Origin of the sequence: Nocardia sp. NPDC047038 (assembly GCF_040644075.1) — a bacterium.
GTDB classification, from domain to species: domain Bacteria; phylum Actinomycetota; class Actinomycetes; order Mycobacteriales; family Mycobacteriaceae; genus Nocardia; species Nocardia sichangensis.
The window spans coordinates 317,598-333,543 of record NZ_JBEYVQ010000006.1 but is presented as its reverse complement, the minus strand read 5'-3'; the positions used below and the strand labels follow the sequence as shown (position 1 = coordinate 333,543).

At 70.9% G+C, this 15,946-nt stretch carries 15 protein-coding genes and 1 riboswitch; of the genes, 14 read left to right on the top strand and 1 reads right to left on the bottom strand.

What is annotated here, in order from left to right; translation table 11 throughout:
• Positions 1-11: 11 nt before the first annotated feature.
• Positions 12-719: a hypothetical protein gene (locus ABZ824_RS22770; protein ID WP_356965187.1), complete on the bottom strand. Its 708-nt coding sequence runs from the start codon at positions 717-719 to the stop codon at positions 12-14.
• 386 nt (positions 720-1,105) lie between these two features.
• A riboswitch (SAM riboswitch) is annotated at positions 1,106-1,199 on the top strand.
• Between the two features lie 27 nt (positions 1,200-1,226).
• Between ABZ824_RS22770 and ABZ824_RS22765 the strand changes: the two genes are divergently transcribed.
• The 14 genes from ABZ824_RS22765 to ABZ824_RS22700 all read left to right on the top strand — a co-directional run bounded on the left by ABZ824_RS22765 (position 1,227) and on the right by ABZ824_RS22700 (position 15,753).
• Positions 1,227-2,234, top strand: coding sequence for an amino acid ABC transporter permease (locus ABZ824_RS22765; protein ID WP_356965186.1), 1,008 nt, complete (start codon positions 1,227-1,229; stop codon positions 2,232-2,234).
• On the top strand, positions 2,231-2,998 hold the full coding sequence (locus ABZ824_RS22760; RefSeq protein ID WP_355079621.1) for an amino acid ABC transporter ATP-binding protein: 768 nt from the start codon (positions 2,231-2,233) through the stop codon (positions 2,996-2,998). The genes ABZ824_RS22765 and ABZ824_RS22760 overlap by 4 nt, the downstream gene beginning before the upstream one ends.
• A gap of 14 nt (positions 2,999-3,012) precedes the next feature.
• Entirely contained in the window at positions 3,013-3,972 is a 960-nt protein-coding gene (locus ABZ824_RS22755) for an ABC transporter substrate-binding protein (RefSeq protein ID WP_356965184.1), read from the top strand.
• Positions 3,973-3,976: 4 nt separating this feature from the next.
• Positions 3,977-4,495: a GNAT family N-acetyltransferase gene (locus tag ABZ824_RS22750; RefSeq protein ID WP_356965183.1), complete on the top strand. Its 519-nt coding sequence runs from the start codon at positions 3,977-3,979 to the stop codon at positions 4,493-4,495.
• Complete coding sequence (locus ABZ824_RS22745; RefSeq protein WP_355079615.1) at positions 4,492-5,604, top strand: LLM class flavin-dependent oxidoreductase; 1,113 nt, start codon at positions 4,492-4,494, stop codon at positions 5,602-5,604. The genes ABZ824_RS22750 and ABZ824_RS22745 overlap by 4 nt, the downstream gene beginning before the upstream one ends.
• The gene (locus tag ABZ824_RS22740) at positions 5,601-7,220 is read left to right on the top strand and encodes an ABC transporter substrate-binding protein (RefSeq protein ID WP_356965182.1); all 1,620 of its coding nucleotides are present in this window, start codon (positions 5,601-5,603) and stop codon (positions 7,218-7,220) included. The genes ABZ824_RS22745 and ABZ824_RS22740 overlap by 4 nt, the downstream gene beginning before the upstream one ends.
• A gap of 2 nt (positions 7,221-7,222) precedes the next feature.
• Positions 7,223-8,227 (top strand): ABC transporter permease, encoded by a 1,005-nt coding sequence (locus tag ABZ824_RS22735; RefSeq protein ID WP_356965181.1) that lies wholly within the window; start codon positions 7,223-7,225, stop codon positions 8,225-8,227.
• A 101-nt stretch (positions 8,228-8,328) separates the two neighbouring features.
• The gene (locus tag ABZ824_RS22730; RefSeq protein WP_356965237.1) at positions 8,329-9,168 is read left to right on the top strand and encodes an ABC transporter permease; all 840 of its coding nucleotides are present in this window, start codon (positions 8,329-8,331) and stop codon (positions 9,166-9,168) included.
• The gene (locus ABZ824_RS22725; RefSeq protein WP_356965180.1) at positions 9,165-10,787 is read left to right on the top strand and encodes an ABC transporter ATP-binding protein; all 1,623 of its coding nucleotides are present in this window, start codon (positions 9,165-9,167) and stop codon (positions 10,785-10,787) included. Before ABZ824_RS22730 ends, ABZ824_RS22725 begins: the two co-directional genes overlap by 4 nt.
• 176 nt (positions 10,788-10,963) lie before the next feature.
• Complete coding sequence (locus ABZ824_RS22720) at positions 10,964-11,296, top strand: hypothetical protein (protein ID WP_356965179.1); 333 nt, start codon at positions 10,964-10,966, stop codon at positions 11,294-11,296.
• Entirely contained in the window at positions 11,296-12,429 is a 1,134-nt protein-coding gene (locus ABZ824_RS22715; RefSeq protein ID WP_356965178.1) for an LLM class flavin-dependent oxidoreductase, read from the top strand. Before ABZ824_RS22720 ends, ABZ824_RS22715 begins: the two co-directional genes overlap by 1 nt.
• Entirely contained in the window at positions 12,426-13,796 is a 1,371-nt protein-coding gene (locus tag ABZ824_RS22710; RefSeq protein ID WP_355079603.1) for an NtaA/DmoA family FMN-dependent monooxygenase, read from the top strand. The genes ABZ824_RS22715 and ABZ824_RS22710 overlap by 4 nt, the downstream gene beginning before the upstream one ends.
• A complete protein-coding gene (locus tag ABZ824_RS22705; protein WP_356965177.1) occupies positions 13,793-14,599 on the top strand; it encodes a DUF1684 domain-containing protein in 807 nt (268 codons plus the stop codon). The genes ABZ824_RS22710 and ABZ824_RS22705 overlap by 4 nt, the downstream gene beginning before the upstream one ends.
• Positions 14,596-15,753, top strand: a complete 1,158-nt coding sequence (locus ABZ824_RS22700) for an LLM class flavin-dependent oxidoreductase (protein WP_356965176.1) — start codon at positions 14,596-14,598, stop codon at positions 15,751-15,753. The genes ABZ824_RS22705 and ABZ824_RS22700 overlap by 4 nt, the downstream gene beginning before the upstream one ends.
• Positions 15,754-15,946: the final 193 nt, after the last annotated feature.

Here is a 15,946-nt window from a genome sequence, read left to right as displayed (position 1 = left end):
TGACGGAAATCTCATGGCACCGGGGTGATTCCCACCGTCGGCAGGAAGAAGCAGGACTTGGCGCCGTTCTGCACCGTGCCGAACATCGCGGCGAGCACGGTGCCCTTCCCGGTGTCCACCGGGACCGCGCGCACCCCGCCCATCGGGAGGGACGCGACGAGGAAGTCCCGGATCGCCTGCTCGGCCGCGGGCCGCTGGTCCGGCGGAACGGCCGCGGGAACCATCGAACGCGCGACCTCGGGCAGCGGCCCCATGGCGGCGGTGCCGCTGCGACCGGTACTCAGGTTCAGCCAGCTCACCTGCATTCCGGCGGTATTCGGGCCGTCCGGTCCGAGCCCGTAGGGCACGAAGGTGAACATGGCCTGCCCGGCCTTGACGGCGCTGAGGTCCTGGCCGGGAATCTGGACGGTGGTCTTCGGCCACGGCCCCGGAATGGCGCCTGCCACGGCGGGCGCCAGACCGGCCGTGGTGTTGTCGAGGCAGAACGCCGACGCGCTCGGGTACGCGAACGGCTGGATACCGAGCGCGCGCAACGCGTCGAGCGCGGCTTGATACGCGCCGAACAGGTCACCGGGGGCGGCGATCGGTACGGAGTCCTCGGGAAACGCGGGAATCGTGGCATCCGGAGCCGCGAACGCGGCCCCCGGCCCGGCGAGCACGAAGGCGATCGAACTGGTCGCGACAGCGGACAACTGGGTCAGACGGCGCAATATGGTCACGAAACCTCCTCATCGGCGGAACGATCGAGGGGGACAGTACTCCGGCAAACGCAATCAGCAGCCGAGATTGCACACAGCAATTTCGTGGCGAGTCCTGTTTGCCCGGAACGGACCTCCGCGTCGCCCACCGGCGTTCCCCCGCGTCGGCGATAGCCGTATGCTGCATCGGACCATCCCAGTCCGGCGCCACGCGCCCCGGGATCGGCGAAGCGCGGAAACTCACCTCGCCCTCGGCAGAGCAGCGCACGCCCGGTTACTACAAAGATCCGATGAATCGGCGTCGACAAGATCTACGCTCACGGTGATTACTTCTCTTGTTCCAGGCTTCCCTTGCTGGGCATCATGATTCGGCTCGCCCCTGACATCCGTTGACGGGGGGTCGGCGCCAACCATCCAGAGCGACCGAGAGACCTGGCTCGTCGACGTCGCAGCAACCCCCCGGTCACCGGGTGCGGGTGCTTCCGCCGGGACCGATGGAGGAACCGAAGTGATCATCGAGGACCCGTCATGAGCGCGTCCACCGCGCCGGACGCCGCCCCCGAGGCCGCCGCGCCGACCGAACCGGACCCGACCGGAACACCGGCCCCCGCCGAGACCGGCACGACGCCGACCGTCGCGAAGACCCGGCATCCCTGGCGCTGGGTGATCAGCGCCGTCGCGCTGATCCTGCTCGCCCAGTTCGTGCACGGGCTGGCCACCAATCCCGGCTGGGATTGGCCGACGTTCGCGCGGTACATCACGGCCGAGTCGGTGCTGTCGGCGCTGCGGGTCACCTTGGAGCTGACCGCGTGGGGCACGGCGCTGGGTTTTCTGCTCGGCACCGCGCTCGCGATCGCCCGGCTGTCGAACAACCCGGTGCTGCGGGTGATCGCGTGGGTCTACATCTGGGCATTCCGCTCGATCCCGCTGATCGTGCAGCTGCTGTTCTGGTTCAACATCGCCTACCTGTATCGGACCCTCTCGGTCGGCATCCCGTTCGGGCCCGCGCTGTTCACCTTCGAGGTGAACGGGGTGATCAGCGGTTTCACCGCCGCCGTGATCGGCTTGGCGCTGCATCAGGCGGCGTATTCGGCCGAGATCATCCGGGCCGGGTTCATCTCGGTGGACGCTGGTCAGCTGGAAGCCGCCGCCGCCCTGGGGATTCCACGGCTGCGGCAATTCCGCACGGTGGTGGTGCCGCAGGCGATGCGCTCGATCCTGCCGAACGCGGCCAACGAGGTGATCAGCCTGTTCAAGGGCACCTCGATCGTGTCGGTGATGGCGATCGCCGAGCTGTTCTACCAGGTCCAGGTCATCTACGGGCGCAACGGACGGGTGGTGCCGCTGCTGATGGTCGCGACGGTCTGGTACATCGTGCTCACCACGGCGCTCTCGGTGGCGCAGTACTACATCGAACGCCACTACGCCAAGGGCGCGCACCGCACGCCGCCGCCGACGCCGCTGCAGCGCGCGTGGCGGAAGCTGCGCGAGGTCGCCGAGGCCGGTCCCGCCGCACCGCGCGGAGCGACCCGATGAGCGCCACACCCGCCGTGCAGGTCCGCGGCGTCCGGAAATCCTTCGGCTCGCACGAGGTGTTGCGCGGCATCGATCTCACCGTGCGATCCGGCGAGGTGGTGGCCGTGATCGGCCCGTCCGGGTCGGGCAAGTCGACCCTGCTGCGCGTGGTGAACCATCTGGAGACGCTGGACGCGGGCACCGTGCACATCGACGGCGAGCTGATCGGATATCGGCTGCGCCGCGACCGCTTGCACGCGCTGCCCGACCACGCGGTGCGCAAGCAGCGCTCCCGGATCGGCTTCGTCTTCCAGCAGTTCAATCTGTTCCCGCACCTCACCGTGCTCGACAACGTCACGCTCGCACCGCTGTCCGCGCAGCGGCGCGATCGGACCGAGGTGGAGCGCGAGGCACGCCTGCTGCTGGATCGGGTCGGCATCGGACACCTGGCGGACGCGTATCCGCGCAGGCTGTCGGGCGGGCAGCAGCAGCGGGTGGCGATCGCCCGCGCGCTGGCGCTGCGCCCCCGCGTGATCCTGTTCGACGAGCCCACCTCCGCGCTGGACCCGGAACTGGTCGGCGAAGTGCTCGATGTGATCCGCGATCTGGCGCACGGCGGCACCGCGCTGGTGATCGTCACCCACGAGATCGGCTTCGCCCGTGAGGTCGCCGACACCGTGGTGTTCCTCGACGAGGGCGTCATCGTCGAGCAGGGCCCGCCCTCGGTCGTTCTCGACCATCCCGAACACCCGCGCACTCGCGCGTTCCTTTCCCGAGTCCGTTGACGAACAGGTATCCGATGAAGTTCTCCGCCCTGGTCACCGCCGCCGCGACCGCGGTCGTGCTGCTGGCCACCGGCTGCACCGAACCCGAGGCGGACAACGCCGCGCAGCCCGCCGGTTCGGTCACCTTCGACCTCTCCCCCGCCCAGTCCGGCCGCGTTCGGGCCGCCAAGGTCGATGCCATCGCCGCCGAGGTGCCGAAGGCGATCCGCGACCGCGGCACGCTGGTCGTGACCGGCACGTCCGGGGCAGCGCCGCCGCTGCGGTTCTACGCCACCGACGACCGGACGGTGGTCGGCTCGGAGATCGACTTCGCCTCGCTGGTCGCCGACATCCTCGGCCTGAAACTCGATGCGCAGGTGGCCGATTGGTCGCAGAACTTCGTGCGGGTGGACTCCGGTGAGGTGGACGCGTTCATCTCCAACGTCACCGTCACCGAGGAACGCAAGGAGAAGTACGACTTCGCGACCTACCGCAAGGACAACGTCGCGCTGGAGGTGCCGATCCAGAGCCAGCTGGCATACAAGGATCGGACGAGCCTGGCGGGCAAGCGGATCGGGGTCGGCAGCGGCACCAACCAGGAGCAGCTGCTGGTGAAGTGGAACGAGCAGAACCGGGCCGAGGGCCTGCCTCCGATCGACATCGCCTACTTCCAGCAGACCACCGACTACTACCTGGCGCTGGCCTCGCAGCGGCTCGACGGCTACCTCGGCCCGAACCCGACGGCGATCTACCACGCGGCCACCGCGAAGCAGACCAGGATCGTGGGCACCTTCTCCGGTGCGGGCGAGGCGCTGCAAGGCGAGATCGCGGTGCTCACCAAGAAGGACAACGGGCTGATCACCGCCGTGCAGCACGCGCTCGCCTACGCCATCGAGCACGGCACATATCAGCAGGTGATCGACCGTTGGGGCCTGCAGAGCGAGACGGTCACCGAATCGCGGATCAACCCGCCCGGCCTGCCGAAGAAGCGCTGAGCCGATGACACAACCGCTCTCGACCCCGACGACGCTGCGCGTGCACCGGGTGGCCCAGGACGACCCCCTGGCCGCGCCCCTGCTTGCCGAACTCGCCCTCGAGTACAGCAGCCGCTACGGTCGCACGCCCGGCGAGGTGCACGCCTCGTTGCGCGAGCACCCGGCCGCCGCGTTCGCGCCGCCGCACGGCGCGCTGCTGGTCGTCACCCGCGACGGAGAAGCGGTGGCGGGCGGTGCCTTCCAGCGCTACGACGCGCACACCGCCGAGCTGAAGCGGATCTGGACCTCGCGGGAGCACCGCAGGCAAGGGCTCGGACTGTTCGTACTCGAGCAGTTGGAAGCCGAGATCGCGCGCCGCGGCTACCGGCGGATCTACCTGACCACCGGACCGCGTCAGCCCGAAGCGGTCGGCCTCTATCTCGCCGCCGGTTACCGCGCGCTCTACGACCCGGACCTGCCCGCGGAACAGATCGGGCCGCATCCCTTCGAGAAGCAGCTGCCCGCGCTGGGAGCGATCGCGTGAAGTTCCTGCTGTTCACCTTGGTGACCCGGGTACCCGACCCGCGGACCGGCCGCCTGCCCGGCACCCGGGAACGCCTGCGCGACGTCGTCGGCCAGGCGCGGCTGGCCGAGGAACTGGGCTACGACGGGTTCGCCGTCGGCGAGCGGCACGAGGAGCCGTTCCTGTCCGCCGCGCCGCCGGTCATCCTGTCCCACCTGGCCGCACTCACCTCGCGGATCACGCTGTTCACCGCGGTGACCACGCTGAGCCTGCTCGACCCGGTGCGTGCTTTCGAGGACTACTCCACGCTGGACAACCTGTCCGGCGGGCGGCTCGAGCTGATCATCGGCAAGGGCAACGGCGCCGCACAGGCGCAGCTGTACCACGTCACGCCCGACGACCAGTGGGACCGCAATCGCGAAGGCTACGAACTGTTCCGCGCCCTGTGGGCCGGTGACAGCGTGACCTGGTCGGGGCGCTTCCGTCCGCCGCTGCGCGAGGCCAAAGCATTGCCGCGGCCGTGGCAGCCGAAGATCCGGATCTGGCACGGCAGCGCCACCAGTCGCGAATCGGTGGAACTGGCCGCGCGCCACGGTGATCCACTGTTCTCGGCGAACGTCACCAACCCGATCGAGCCGTATGCCGAGCTGGTGCGCCACTACCGGGAGCGCTGGGCGTTCCACGGCCACGACCCCGCCGACGCGCTGGTCGGCGCGGGCACCGCCGGATTCCAGGTGTCGCGCACCTCGCAGGAGGCGCTCGCGGCCTACGCGCCGATCTTCGAAGCGCGGCTGGCGCTGGCGCGCGAACGCGGGCTGCCGGTGGTGTTCGAGACCCTCGACGACTACGTGGCCCGCAGTTCGGCGCTGATCGGCAGCCCGGAGCAGGTGATCGACAAGGTCGGCCGCCAGCACGAGCACCTCGGCCACGAGGTGATCCACCTGTCCGCCGAACGCGACGGCCGCCCCGAGCGGCAGTACCTGGACGGCCTCGAGCTGTTCCAAGCCGAGGTGGCGCCGGAATTGCGCCGCCGCATCCCCAGCCGACCGTTGGCGACCGGTGTCGCCGATACCGACCCCGACCAGGGCGAGGAGCTCCCCCGCCCCGAAGTATCTGGAGTTGCCCCGTGATCCGAACCCGTCACCGAATCGTCGCGCTGGCCGGCGCGCTCGCCGCGGCCACCACCGTGGCCGCCTGCGGCAGTGATTCGGCCGCGCCCGGCGGCGACGCGGGCCCGCCCCAGCCGGGCGGTGTACTGCGCTACGGCCTGTCCCAGGCGCCGACCTGCTCGGATCCCGCCCAGGCGGGCACCAATCAGACGCTGTACGTCGCCCGGCAGATCGTGGATTCGCTGACCGACCAGGACCCGGCCACCGGCGAGCTGAAGCCGTGGCTGGCGCAGAGCTGGGAGACGAGCCCCGACGCGAAGGTCTTCACCTTCCACCTCGTCGACGGCGTCACCTTCAGCGACGGCACGCCGCTCACCGCCGAATCGGTGCGCAACACGTTCGATTCGGTCGTGAAGATCGGCTCGGGCAAGGCGCCGCTGGGCAGCAGCTACCTCACCGGCTACGTCGGGACCACGGCCGTGGACCGGCTCACCGCCCGGGTCGAGTTCAGCAAGCCCAACGCACCGTTCCTGCAGGCGTCCTCGACCGCGGCGCTCGGCATCCTGGCCGACGTGACCACGGCCAAGCCTGCCGAACAGCGTTGCCTCGGCGACAACGTCGGCAGCGGACCGTTCACCTACGCGGCCTACCGCCAGGACGCCGCGGTGACGCTGGCCAAACGGACCGGCTACCACTGGGGTTCGGCGGTGTTCGCCCATCGGGGCGAGGCCTACCTGGACAAGATCGAGTTCACCGTGGTGCCCGAATCCGGCGTCCGCACCGGCAGTCTCGCCTCCGGGCAGCTGGACGCGATCAGCGACGCGCTGCCGCAGGACGCTCCGCAGATCGAGGCGGCGGGTGGCCGGGTGCTCAGCACCGCCAACCCGGGTGTGCCGTTCGGCTTGCAGCTCAACGTCACCAGAGGTCCGTTGCGCGATCCGGCGGTGCGCCGGGCCCTGCTGCCCGCCATCGATCGCAAGCAACTGGTCGACACCGTGCTCGGCCCGCAATTCAAGCCCGCCACCAGCACACTCGCCAGCACCACACCCGGCTACACCGACCTCTCCGCGCGTCTGGCCTACGACCCGGCGAAGACGCGCACGCTCCTGGATCAGGCCGGGTGGCTGCCCGGCGCGGACGGCGTCCGGGCGAAAAACGGTGAGCGGTTGTCGTTCTCGGTGCTGTTCAGCCAGGTGTTCGCGGGCAACCAGGCGATCCTCGAACTGGTGCAGCAGCAGTTGCGGCAGGTCGGCGTCGAGCTGAAGCTGGACCTGGTGTCGTCGGCGGAGGCCACGGCGCGCCAGAGCAGCAAGGATTTCGATTCCTTCTACGGCAACACCACTCGCGCCGACGGTGACATCCTGCGCACCACCTTCGGCCTCGAAGGGCGCAATCTCAACGCGCGCGGCCCCGTACCCGCGTTGGACGATGCGCTGAACGGGCAGGTCAGCACCGTCGACGCCGCGACACGCAACGGGCTCATCCGCACCGCGCAGGAACAGGTGCTCGACGCCGGACTGCAGCTGCCGACCGTCGAGCTGTCCCAGGCCATCGGCGCGAGCGCGAACACGCGCGATCTGAAGTTCGAAGCCTCCGCCCGATTGCAGTTCTTCGACACCTGGCTGAGCGGACGGTAGTCATGGCGCGCTATCTGGCCCTGCGGGCACTGCAGGCGATCTGGGTGCTGTGGGCGGCGTTCACGCTGTCGTTCGTTGTGCTGTACCTGCTGCCCGCCGACCCGATCTCGATCGCGGCCGACGGCGGCGGCGCAGGCACGCCGGTGGACAAGGCCGCCATCGCCGAGATGCAGGCCCGCTACGGGCTGGATCGGCCGCTGTGGGAACAGTATTCGACCGCGCTCGGGCACGCCGTGCGCGGCGACCTCGGGCATTCCATCGCGACCGGGCAGCCGGTCACCGGCGCGATCGGTGACGCGCTACCCGCCACGCTCGAATTGACCGGCACCGCATTGCTCTTCGCGGTCGTTGGCGGCGTCGCACTGGCGTTCGCGGCCACCCAGACCCGGCGGCCGTGGCTGCGCAACGCCTTGGCCGCGCTGCCGTCGCTCGGCGTCTCGGTGCCGACCTTCTGGACCGGACTGCTACTGCTGCAGGTGTTCTCGTTCCAATTGCGGCTGGCTCCGGCATTCGGCGGACACGGTTTCGCCGGCACGGTGCTGCCCGCACTCACCCTGGCCCTGCCGATCGGCGCGGTCATCGCACAAGTGCTCACCGCCGGGTTGGAGACGACCTGGCGTCAGCCGTTCGTCGACGTGGCCCTGGCCAAGGGTGGGTCGCGCTGGTGGGTGCGGCGCACGCATGTGCTGCGCCCGGCCAGTGTGCCCGCGTTCACCATCGCGGGGGTCCTGGTCGGCAACATGCTCGCCGGATCGGTGGTGGTGGAGACGGTCTTCGCCCGCCAAGGCGTCGGGCGGCTGACCCAGACCGCGGTGCTGGCGCAGGACATCCCCGTGGTGCAGGGCATCGTGCTGCTCACCTCAGTGGTGTTCGTCAGCGTGAATCTGGCTGTGGACCTGCTGTATCCGCTGCTCGACCCGCGCATCGCCGCCCGCTCTCGCCGTGTGCGCGGCGAGTCCGAGCAGACCGCCGCCGACACCGCCGAGGAGGCGATCGTCCGTGCCTGACCCCGCTCCCGTCATTCGTAACGCCGGGCTCCTGCTCGGCGCACCACTCGCCGAGGGGGTACGGACTCGTGGTTGACGTCACCGAGGAACAGCGCGCAGCGGTGCTGACCGGTCTGCGACGACCGGCCGTGCGGTGGAAGACTCTGCGCGGCAACGCCGGACTGGTGGTGGCGGGCGCCGTCGCGCTGCTCGCCGTGGGGTGGGCGCTGGCGCCGTCGGTCTTCGCCGGCGGCGACCCGCTGACCGGCGTGCCCGCGCAGAAGTTGCAGAGCCCCAGCGCTCGACACTGGTTCGGCACCGACAATCTCGGGCGCGATCTGTACACCCGGATGGTGCACGGCGCCGGGCTCTCGCTGACCGCCACCCTGGCCGCGGTGGGCATCGCGCTGGTCGCCGGGGCGCTGCTCGGGCTGTTGTCCGGCGCGGTCGGCGGCGTGGTGGACGCCGTCGTCATGCGGCTGGTCGACGTGCTGCTGTCGGTGCCCTCGCTGCTGCTGTCGCTCGCGCTGGTCACCGCGCTCGGCTTCGGTACCCGCAACGTGGCGCTGGCGGTGGGCATTTCGCTGGTGGCCAATTTCGCCCGCGTGATGCGATCGGAAGTGCTGCGGGTGCGCCAGGCGGTGTACGTGGAGGCCGCCCACGCCGCGGGCGCACGCTGGTACACGGTGCTGGCCAGGCACGTGCTGCCCAATTCCATCCAGCCCGTACTCGCCTTGGCCGCGGTGGAATTCGGCATGGCGGTGCTGGCCGTGTCGGCGCTGAGCTTCCTCGGCTACGGCGCGAAGCCGCCCACGCCCGAGTGGGGCACGCTGATCTCCGAGGGCCGCAACTATCTCGCGACCGCGTGGTGGATGACCACCCTGCCCGGTCTCGTCATCATCGCCGTCGTGCTCGCCGCGCAGCGCCTCGGCCGCGCGATCGGGAAGGGAGAACGCGCGTGAGCGCCCCAGCATCTCCACTGCTGCACGTCGAGGACCTGCGGGTTCGTTACCGCTCGGACACCGGCCCGGTCACCGCGCTCGACGGTGTGTCACTCACCGTGGCCCGCGGCGAGGTGGTGGCGCTGGTCGGCGAGTCCGGCTCCGGCAAGTCCACGCTCGCCCACGCCGTGATCGGCCTGCTCGGCGCGAACGCCGAGATCGCGGGTGGCACCGTGACCTTCGACGGCGCCGTGGTCGACACCGGCTCCGAACGCGCGCTGCGTCGGCTGCGGGGAGCGCGCATCGGCTTCGTCCCGCAGGACCCCGGGCTGTCGCTGAATCCGGTCCGGCGAATCGGCGACCAAGTGGCCGAATCGCTGCTGGTACACGGACTGGCCAACCGCAAAGCGGCACGGGCGCGGGCGATCGAGCTGCTGACCGACGCCGGACTGGACCGGCCCGAACTACGGGCCACCCAGTACCCGCACGAGCTTTCCGGCGGGCAGCGCCAGCGGGTGCTGATCGCCTCGGCGCTGGCCTGCGCACCGGACCTGGTCATCGCCGACGAGCCGACCAGCGCGCTCGACGCGACCGTCGCGCGCCGGGTACTGGATCGGCTCGCCGAGCAGATCGCGGCGCGCGGCACGGCGGTGCTGCTGATCACCCACGATCTGGCCGTCGCCGCCGAACGCGCGGACCGTCTGGTCGTGCTCAACGGCGGCGAGGTGGTGGAAAGCGGCGCCACCGCCGAACTGCTGGCCACGCCGCACCACCCGTACACCAAGCGCCTGCTCGCCGCCTCACCCAGCCTCGCGCCCGCCGACGGCTACCGCGAGCCCAAGCCCAGGACGGGCGAGCCGCTACTGGTCTTGCGCGAGGTACACAAGACCTTCCGGGCGCACGGGGGCGACAGCGTGACGGCGGTGGCCGGGGTCGGTTTCGAACTCGGTCGCGGCGAGACCCTCTCGCTGGTCGGCGAATCCGGATCGGGCAAGTCCACCACCGCGCGGATCGCGCTGCGGCTCACCGAACCCGACCGCGGCGAGGTCACCTTCGACGGGCAGTCGCTGTCGCGGGCCCGCGGGTCACGGCTGCGCGCACTGCGCAAACGCTTCCAGGTGGTGTACCAGAACCCCTACGCCTCATTGGATCCGCGTTGGCGGGTCGGTGCGATCGTCGAGGAACCGTTGCGCGCGTTCGGCATCGGGAACCGCGCGCAGCGCCGCGACCGCGTGGCGGAACTGCTCGCGCAGGTCGCGCTCCCGCCCGGTTTCGCCCAGCGCAGGCCCGCCGAGTTGTCCGGGGGACAGCGTCAGCGCGTCGCCATCGCCCGGGCGCTGGCGCTGCATCCGGAACTGCTGGTGCTCGACGAACCGGTCTCCGCGCTGGACGCCTCGGTGCAGGCGCAGATTCTCGAATTGCTCGACCGGCTGCAGGCCGAGTTGTCGCTGAGCTACCTGTTCATCTCGCACGATCTGGCTGTGGTGCGCCGCATCAGCGATCACGTCGCGGTGCTGCGGCACGGCCGCATCGTCGAATCCGGCCGCACCGCCGAGATCTTCGGCGATCCGCGCCACGAGTACACCCGTGAACTGTTGTCGGCCATACCGGCGCCCGCCCTGGCGAAAGGCGTGTCCTGATGCCGAATCCGACCTACCGCCACAGCCGCGTGCTGAACCGGCGGCGCTGGGCTCCGTGCCGCAGCCGCCCGGAACCCGCCGTCTCGTCCTCCGCGATTACCCCTCCCCGCTCACCGGAGCCCACCACCGGCCACAAGCCGAGCACGTGGTGGCACCGACCGAAAAGGATCGCCCTGATGGTGTACTCCGCCTTCAACCGGAAGCCCGACGCCGACGCCGAACCGGCCGCCGCGCCGGACGTTCCAGCCGACCCCGCCGCCTTCGAAGCCGACCCGGCCCGCTGGTGGCGCACCCGCCTGCGCGCCCCGCGCGCCGCCGAGATCTCCGGTAACGCGCGGGTACACGCGGTCGCACCGGTCCGCGCCGAGCGGGACCGCCGCGTCGTCCGCTCCTCGCCCCGCATACGCGCCGCGCTGTGGCAGCAGGCGTTGTTCTCGGCCCCCGATGTCGCAGGAGCGGGCACGCACCCGGCGCTGCGGCAGCAGATCGACGCGGAGGGCACGGCCTGATGACGGATTCCGGCCTCTTCCTCGCCGTCGAGGCGGCGGGGACCGGCGCGCACCCCGCGTCCTGGCGGCGTGCCGACTCACGCGCCGAAGACCTGTTCACCGGGCGGTACTGGGTCGATCTGATCGTCGCGGCCGAACAGGCGGGCGTCGACGCGGTGTTCCTGCCCGACTCGTTCGGCTTGCAGCCCGGCGGCCCCGGCGCCACCCGGGGCAGGCTCGACGCGGTCGCGATCGCCGCCCGCGTCGCCGCCGCCACTCACCGCGTCGGCCTGATCCCGCAGGCGCCGGTCACCCACACCGAGCCGTTCCATCTGGCGAAGGCGTTCCAGAGCCTGGATTTCGCCACGCTCGGCCGGGCGGGCTGGGAGGTCACCGTTTCCGAAGGAGACGAGCAGGCGCGGGCGTTCGGACGCAAACCGGCACAGGAGGCGGCCGCGCTGTGGCACGAGGCCGACGAGGCGATCGAGGTCGTCACCCGGCTGTGGGACAGCTGGGAGGACGACGCGGAGATCCGCGACGCCGCGACCGGCCGCTTCGTCGACCGGGACAAACTGCACTACATCGACTTCACCGGCGACAACTTCGCGGTGAAGGGGCCATCGATCACTCCGCGCTCACCCCAGGGTCAGCCGATCGTCGCGGTGCGCGCAGACGGCGCGGCCGACACCGAGGTCGCGCTGCGCCGCGCCGACCTGATCCGGATCGACGCGGCGGATCTCGACGCGGCACGGACGCGACGCACCGAAGTGCGTGCTGCGCTGACGGCCGCGGGACGCGACCCCGACAGCGTGCAGGTGCTGCTGGATCTGGACATCCATCTGGCGGACTCCCCGGACACGGCACGTGTGGACGTCCACACTCTGGACAGCTGGGCCGACCCGGTCCGCACCCCCGCGCCGACCGCCCTGCGCCACGTCGGGACCACCGCGACGCTGCGTGAACTGCTCGCGGACGTGGCCGCCGCCGAGGCCGCCGACGGCGTGGTCCTGCGCCCCCTCGCGCTTCCCGCCGCCGTCCGTCTGCTGTCCGCACTGGACCGGAAACCGCAGCCCGCGGGCACTTTACGCGCTCGCCTCGGCCTGCCCCGCCCGGCGAGCCGCTACGCCACCAGCACGGAAGGCACGCTGTCGTGACCGACAAGCCCCGCAAGCCCGTCCACCTCGCCGCCCACTTCCCCGGCGTGAACAACACCACCGTCTGGAGCGATCCCGAGTCGGGCAGCCAGATCGATTTCGCGTCGTTCGAGCATCTGGCGCGGACCGCCGAGCGCGGCCTGTTCGACTTCTTCTTCCTCGCCGAAGGACTGCGTCTGCGCGAACACCTCGGCCGCATCCACGATCTGGACGTCGTGGGCAGGCCGGACACCTTCACCGTGCTCAACGCGCTGGCCGGGGTGACCGAGAAGCTCGGCCTTGCCGGCACCATCAACAGCACCTACAACGAACCGTTCGAGCTGGCCAAGCAATTCGCCTCGCTCGACCACCTCTCCGGCGGGCGCGCAGCCTGGAACGTCGTGACCTCCTCCGACGCGTTCACCGGCGCGAACTTCCGGCGCGGCGGCTATCTCGAGCACGGGCAGCGCTACCGCCGCGCGGCCGAGACCGTCGAGGTGACCCGGGCGTTGTGGGACAGTTGGGCCGCGGACTCCCTGGTCGTCGATCGGGAGGCCGGGGTGTTCGCCCGCGACATCCCGGAAACCCGGCATCGCGGAACGCAATTCGACATCGCCGCCCGATTCGTGCTCCCGCCGAGCCCGCAAGGCCACCCGGTGCTGCTGCAGGCGGGCGACTCCGACGACGGCCGGGAATTCGGCGCGGCCACGGCCGACGCGATCTTCACCGGCCACGGCACCCTGGCGGACGGGCAGCGCTTCTACGCCGACCTCAAGGGCCGCCTGGCCAAATACGGGCGCACCCCCGACGAGCTGAAGATCCTCCCGGCCGCCACCTTCGTCCTCGGAGACACCGAGGCCGAAGCCGAGGAGCGCGCCCGGCACATCCGCCTGCAGCAGGTCGGTCCGCAGACCGCGATCGCCTTCCTCGAGCAGGTCTGGGGCCGCGACCTCTCCGGCTACGACCCGGACGGCCCGCTGCCGGAGGTCGAGCCCGCCGACAACGTCACCGTCACCCGCGGCCGCGTACGGCACGCCAAGGACCCCCGGGCGGTCGCCGAGGCTTGGCGGGCCAAGGCGGAAGCGGGCGGGCTCAGCATCCGGGAGCTGATCATCGAGGTCACCGCGCGCCAGCAGTTCATCGGCACGCCCGCGTCGGTCGCCGAGCAGATCGACACCTATGTGCAATCCGACGCCGCCGACGGATTCATCCTGGTCCCACACCTCACCCCGCACGGGCTCGACGAGTTCGTCGACCGGGTCGTCCCGGAACTCCAGGAGCGCGGCAGCTTCCGCACCGAGTACGCCGGAACCACCTTGCGCGACCACCTCGGCCTGCGCCATCCCCACCGTCGCACCACCGCCCACGAAGGAGCCATAGCGTCATGACCACCAGCATCACCAGCGTTTTCGAGACCGAGTGGGCGCGCTGGCACCACGCGCGCGAGGACCAGTTGCGTGACCCGCTCGGCTTTCTCAGCCTGACCGGGCTGCACTGGCTCACCGACCGCCCCGAGCGGCTGCCGGATGTCCCCGGCACCTGGTGGGTCACCGACGAGAAGGTGTTCATCACCGCCCAGCCCGCCGACCGGCTGGAGTACGACGGGCTCGGCATCGCCGGCGTGCAGATCGTCACCCCCGCCGAAGGCGCGCCCGGACTGCACGTCCGGCAAGAGCGCCGGGTGCTCGAGGTGATCCGCCGCACAGGTCGCTACGCCGTCCGGGTGCACGACCCGGCCTCCCCCGCCCTGCTCACCTTCGAGGGCATCCCGTCGTATCGACCCGATCCACGCTGGGTGCTCTCCGGGCGGTTCACCCCGTTCGAGGAACAGCGGACCGTGGTCACCGGCGCGGTGATCGAGGGACTCGAACACCACCACAGCGCCGCGGGCACCATCGAATTCCGCATCGGCGAGGTGACCGAACGGGTCGTCGCGTTCGGCGACCGGAACGACCTGCGCGTGCTGTTCACCGACGCGACCAGCGGTGTGACGACCTACCCGGCCGCGCGGTCACTGACCGTGGGCGCACCGGAGGCGGACGGCACGGTGGTGCTGGACTTCAACCGCGCGGCGAATCTGCCGTGCGCCTTCACCGATTTCGCGACCTGCCCGGTGGCGCCCGCGCAGAACCGGCTGCGCGTGGCCATCGAAGCGGGCGAGCAGGATCCGCGGCAGGGGCGTGCGGCATGAGCGGGTCCGTTCCCCTATCGATCCTGGACCTGTCCCCGATCAGCGCGGGCTCCACCGCGCAGCAGGCGCTGCGCAACACCGTCGATCTGGCCCAGCACGCCGAACAGTGGGGCTACCACCGGTACTGGCTGGCCGAGCACCACTTCGTCAGGGTGGCCAGTTCCTCCTCGATCACCCTGATCGGCTTGGTCGCCGCGGCCACCAAGCGCATCCGCGTGGGTTCGGCGGCCGTGCAGGTAGGTCATCACACCTCGGCCTCGATCGTGGAGGCGTTCGGCACGATCGACGCGCTGTACCCTGGCCGGCTCGACCTGGGGCTGGGCCGGTCGGGTCATCGGCGCAGCCAGTTCGGGGCCGAAGCCGGGCGCAACAAGGGCGGTAAACCGGTGGTCGACGCGGTGACCGGGCGCACCGAGATCCGCGACGGCGTGGTCGTTCCGCCGCCGTTCGACCCGGGCCGCATCCTGGACCGGTCGAAATTCATCGCCTCGGTGGGCGCGTTGCAGCAGCGCGGCGCGGAGCCGCTGGATTTCGCCGAGCAGATCGGCGAGGTGCGCGCCCTGTTGGCCGGTAGTTTCGTCAGCCCGGAAGGCATTGCGCTGCACGCTGTTCCCGGTGAGAACGCACAGGTGCGGCTGTGGCTGTTCGGCAGTACCGGCGGCGAGAGCGCGGAGCTGGCCGGGCGGCTGGGGCTGCCGTTCGCCGCGGCCTATCACGTCTCGCCGGGCACCGCGCTGGACGCGATCGAGGCGTATCGCGCGGCGTTCCGCCCGTCCGCCGACTCGGCCGAGCCGTACGTGGTGATCTCCGCGGACGTGGTCGTGGCCGAGGACGACGCGACCGCACAGCGGCTGGCCGCCAGTTACGGTCACTGGGTGCACAGCATCCGCAGCGGGGCGGGAGCGGCCGACTATCCCGATCCGGCGACCATCGCGCCGCTCACCGCGGAGCAGCGGCGTCTGGTCGACGACCGCCTTGCCACCCAGTTCGTGGGATCAGCCGGCACGGTCGCGGAACGGCTCGCCGCGCTGCAACGCGTCAGCGGGGCGGACGAGTTGCTCGTCACCACGATCACTCATCAGCACGCCGATCGCCTGGAATCGTATCGGCTGCTCGCCGAGGCATGGGGACTGCGCGCGGCTCGCGCCGCCTGACCGGGGCCATGCCGGTGCGTCCTCGTGCGCACCGGCAGACTCCGGGATCATCTCGCCCGGGTTCCGTCGATCGGCGTCCGGCCCCGCCGCACCGGCACCAGAGCGCCGCGGGCTACCACTGAACGCCGATTCGGCCCATCGCGTGTTCCGGACACTCGCCCGACCGGTGATCGCCGACTCGGCTCGACGCACA

What these genes read in the sequence shown, in the direction of transcription:
- ABZ824_RS22765 (WP_356965186.1), top strand. Translation starts at nt 1,227, where the DNA reads ATGAGCGCGTCCACCGCGCCGGACGCCGCCCCCGAGGCCGCCGCGCCG.
- ABZ824_RS22760 (WP_355079621.1), top strand. Translation starts at nt 2,231, where the DNA reads ATGAGCGCCACACCCGCCGTGCAGGTCCGCGGCGTCCGGAAATCCTTC.
- ABZ824_RS22755 (WP_356965184.1), top strand. Translation starts at nt 3,013, where the DNA reads ATGAAGTTCTCCGCCCTGGTCACCGCCGCCGCGACCGCGGTCGTGCTG.
- ABZ824_RS22750 (WP_356965183.1), top strand. Translation starts at nt 3,977, where the DNA reads ATGACACAACCGCTCTCGACCCCGACGACGCTGCGCGTGCACCGGGTG.
- ABZ824_RS22735 (WP_356965181.1), top strand. Translation starts at nt 7,223, where the DNA reads ATGGCGCGCTATCTGGCCCTGCGGGCACTGCAGGCGATCTGGGTGCTG.
- ABZ824_RS22720 (WP_356965179.1), top strand. Translation starts at nt 10,964, where the DNA reads ATGGTGTACTCCGCCTTCAACCGGAAGCCCGACGCCGACGCCGAACCG.
- ABZ824_RS22715 (WP_356965178.1), top strand. Translation starts at nt 11,296, where the DNA reads ATGACGGATTCCGGCCTCTTCCTCGCCGTCGAGGCGGCGGGGACCGGC.
- ABZ824_RS22705 (WP_356965177.1), top strand. Translation starts at nt 13,793, where the DNA reads ATGACCACCAGCATCACCAGCGTTTTCGAGACCGAGTGGGCGCGCTGG.
- ABZ824_RS22700 (WP_356965176.1), top strand. Translation starts at nt 14,596, where the DNA reads ATGAGCGGGTCCGTTCCCCTATCGATCCTGGACCTGTCCCCGATCAGC.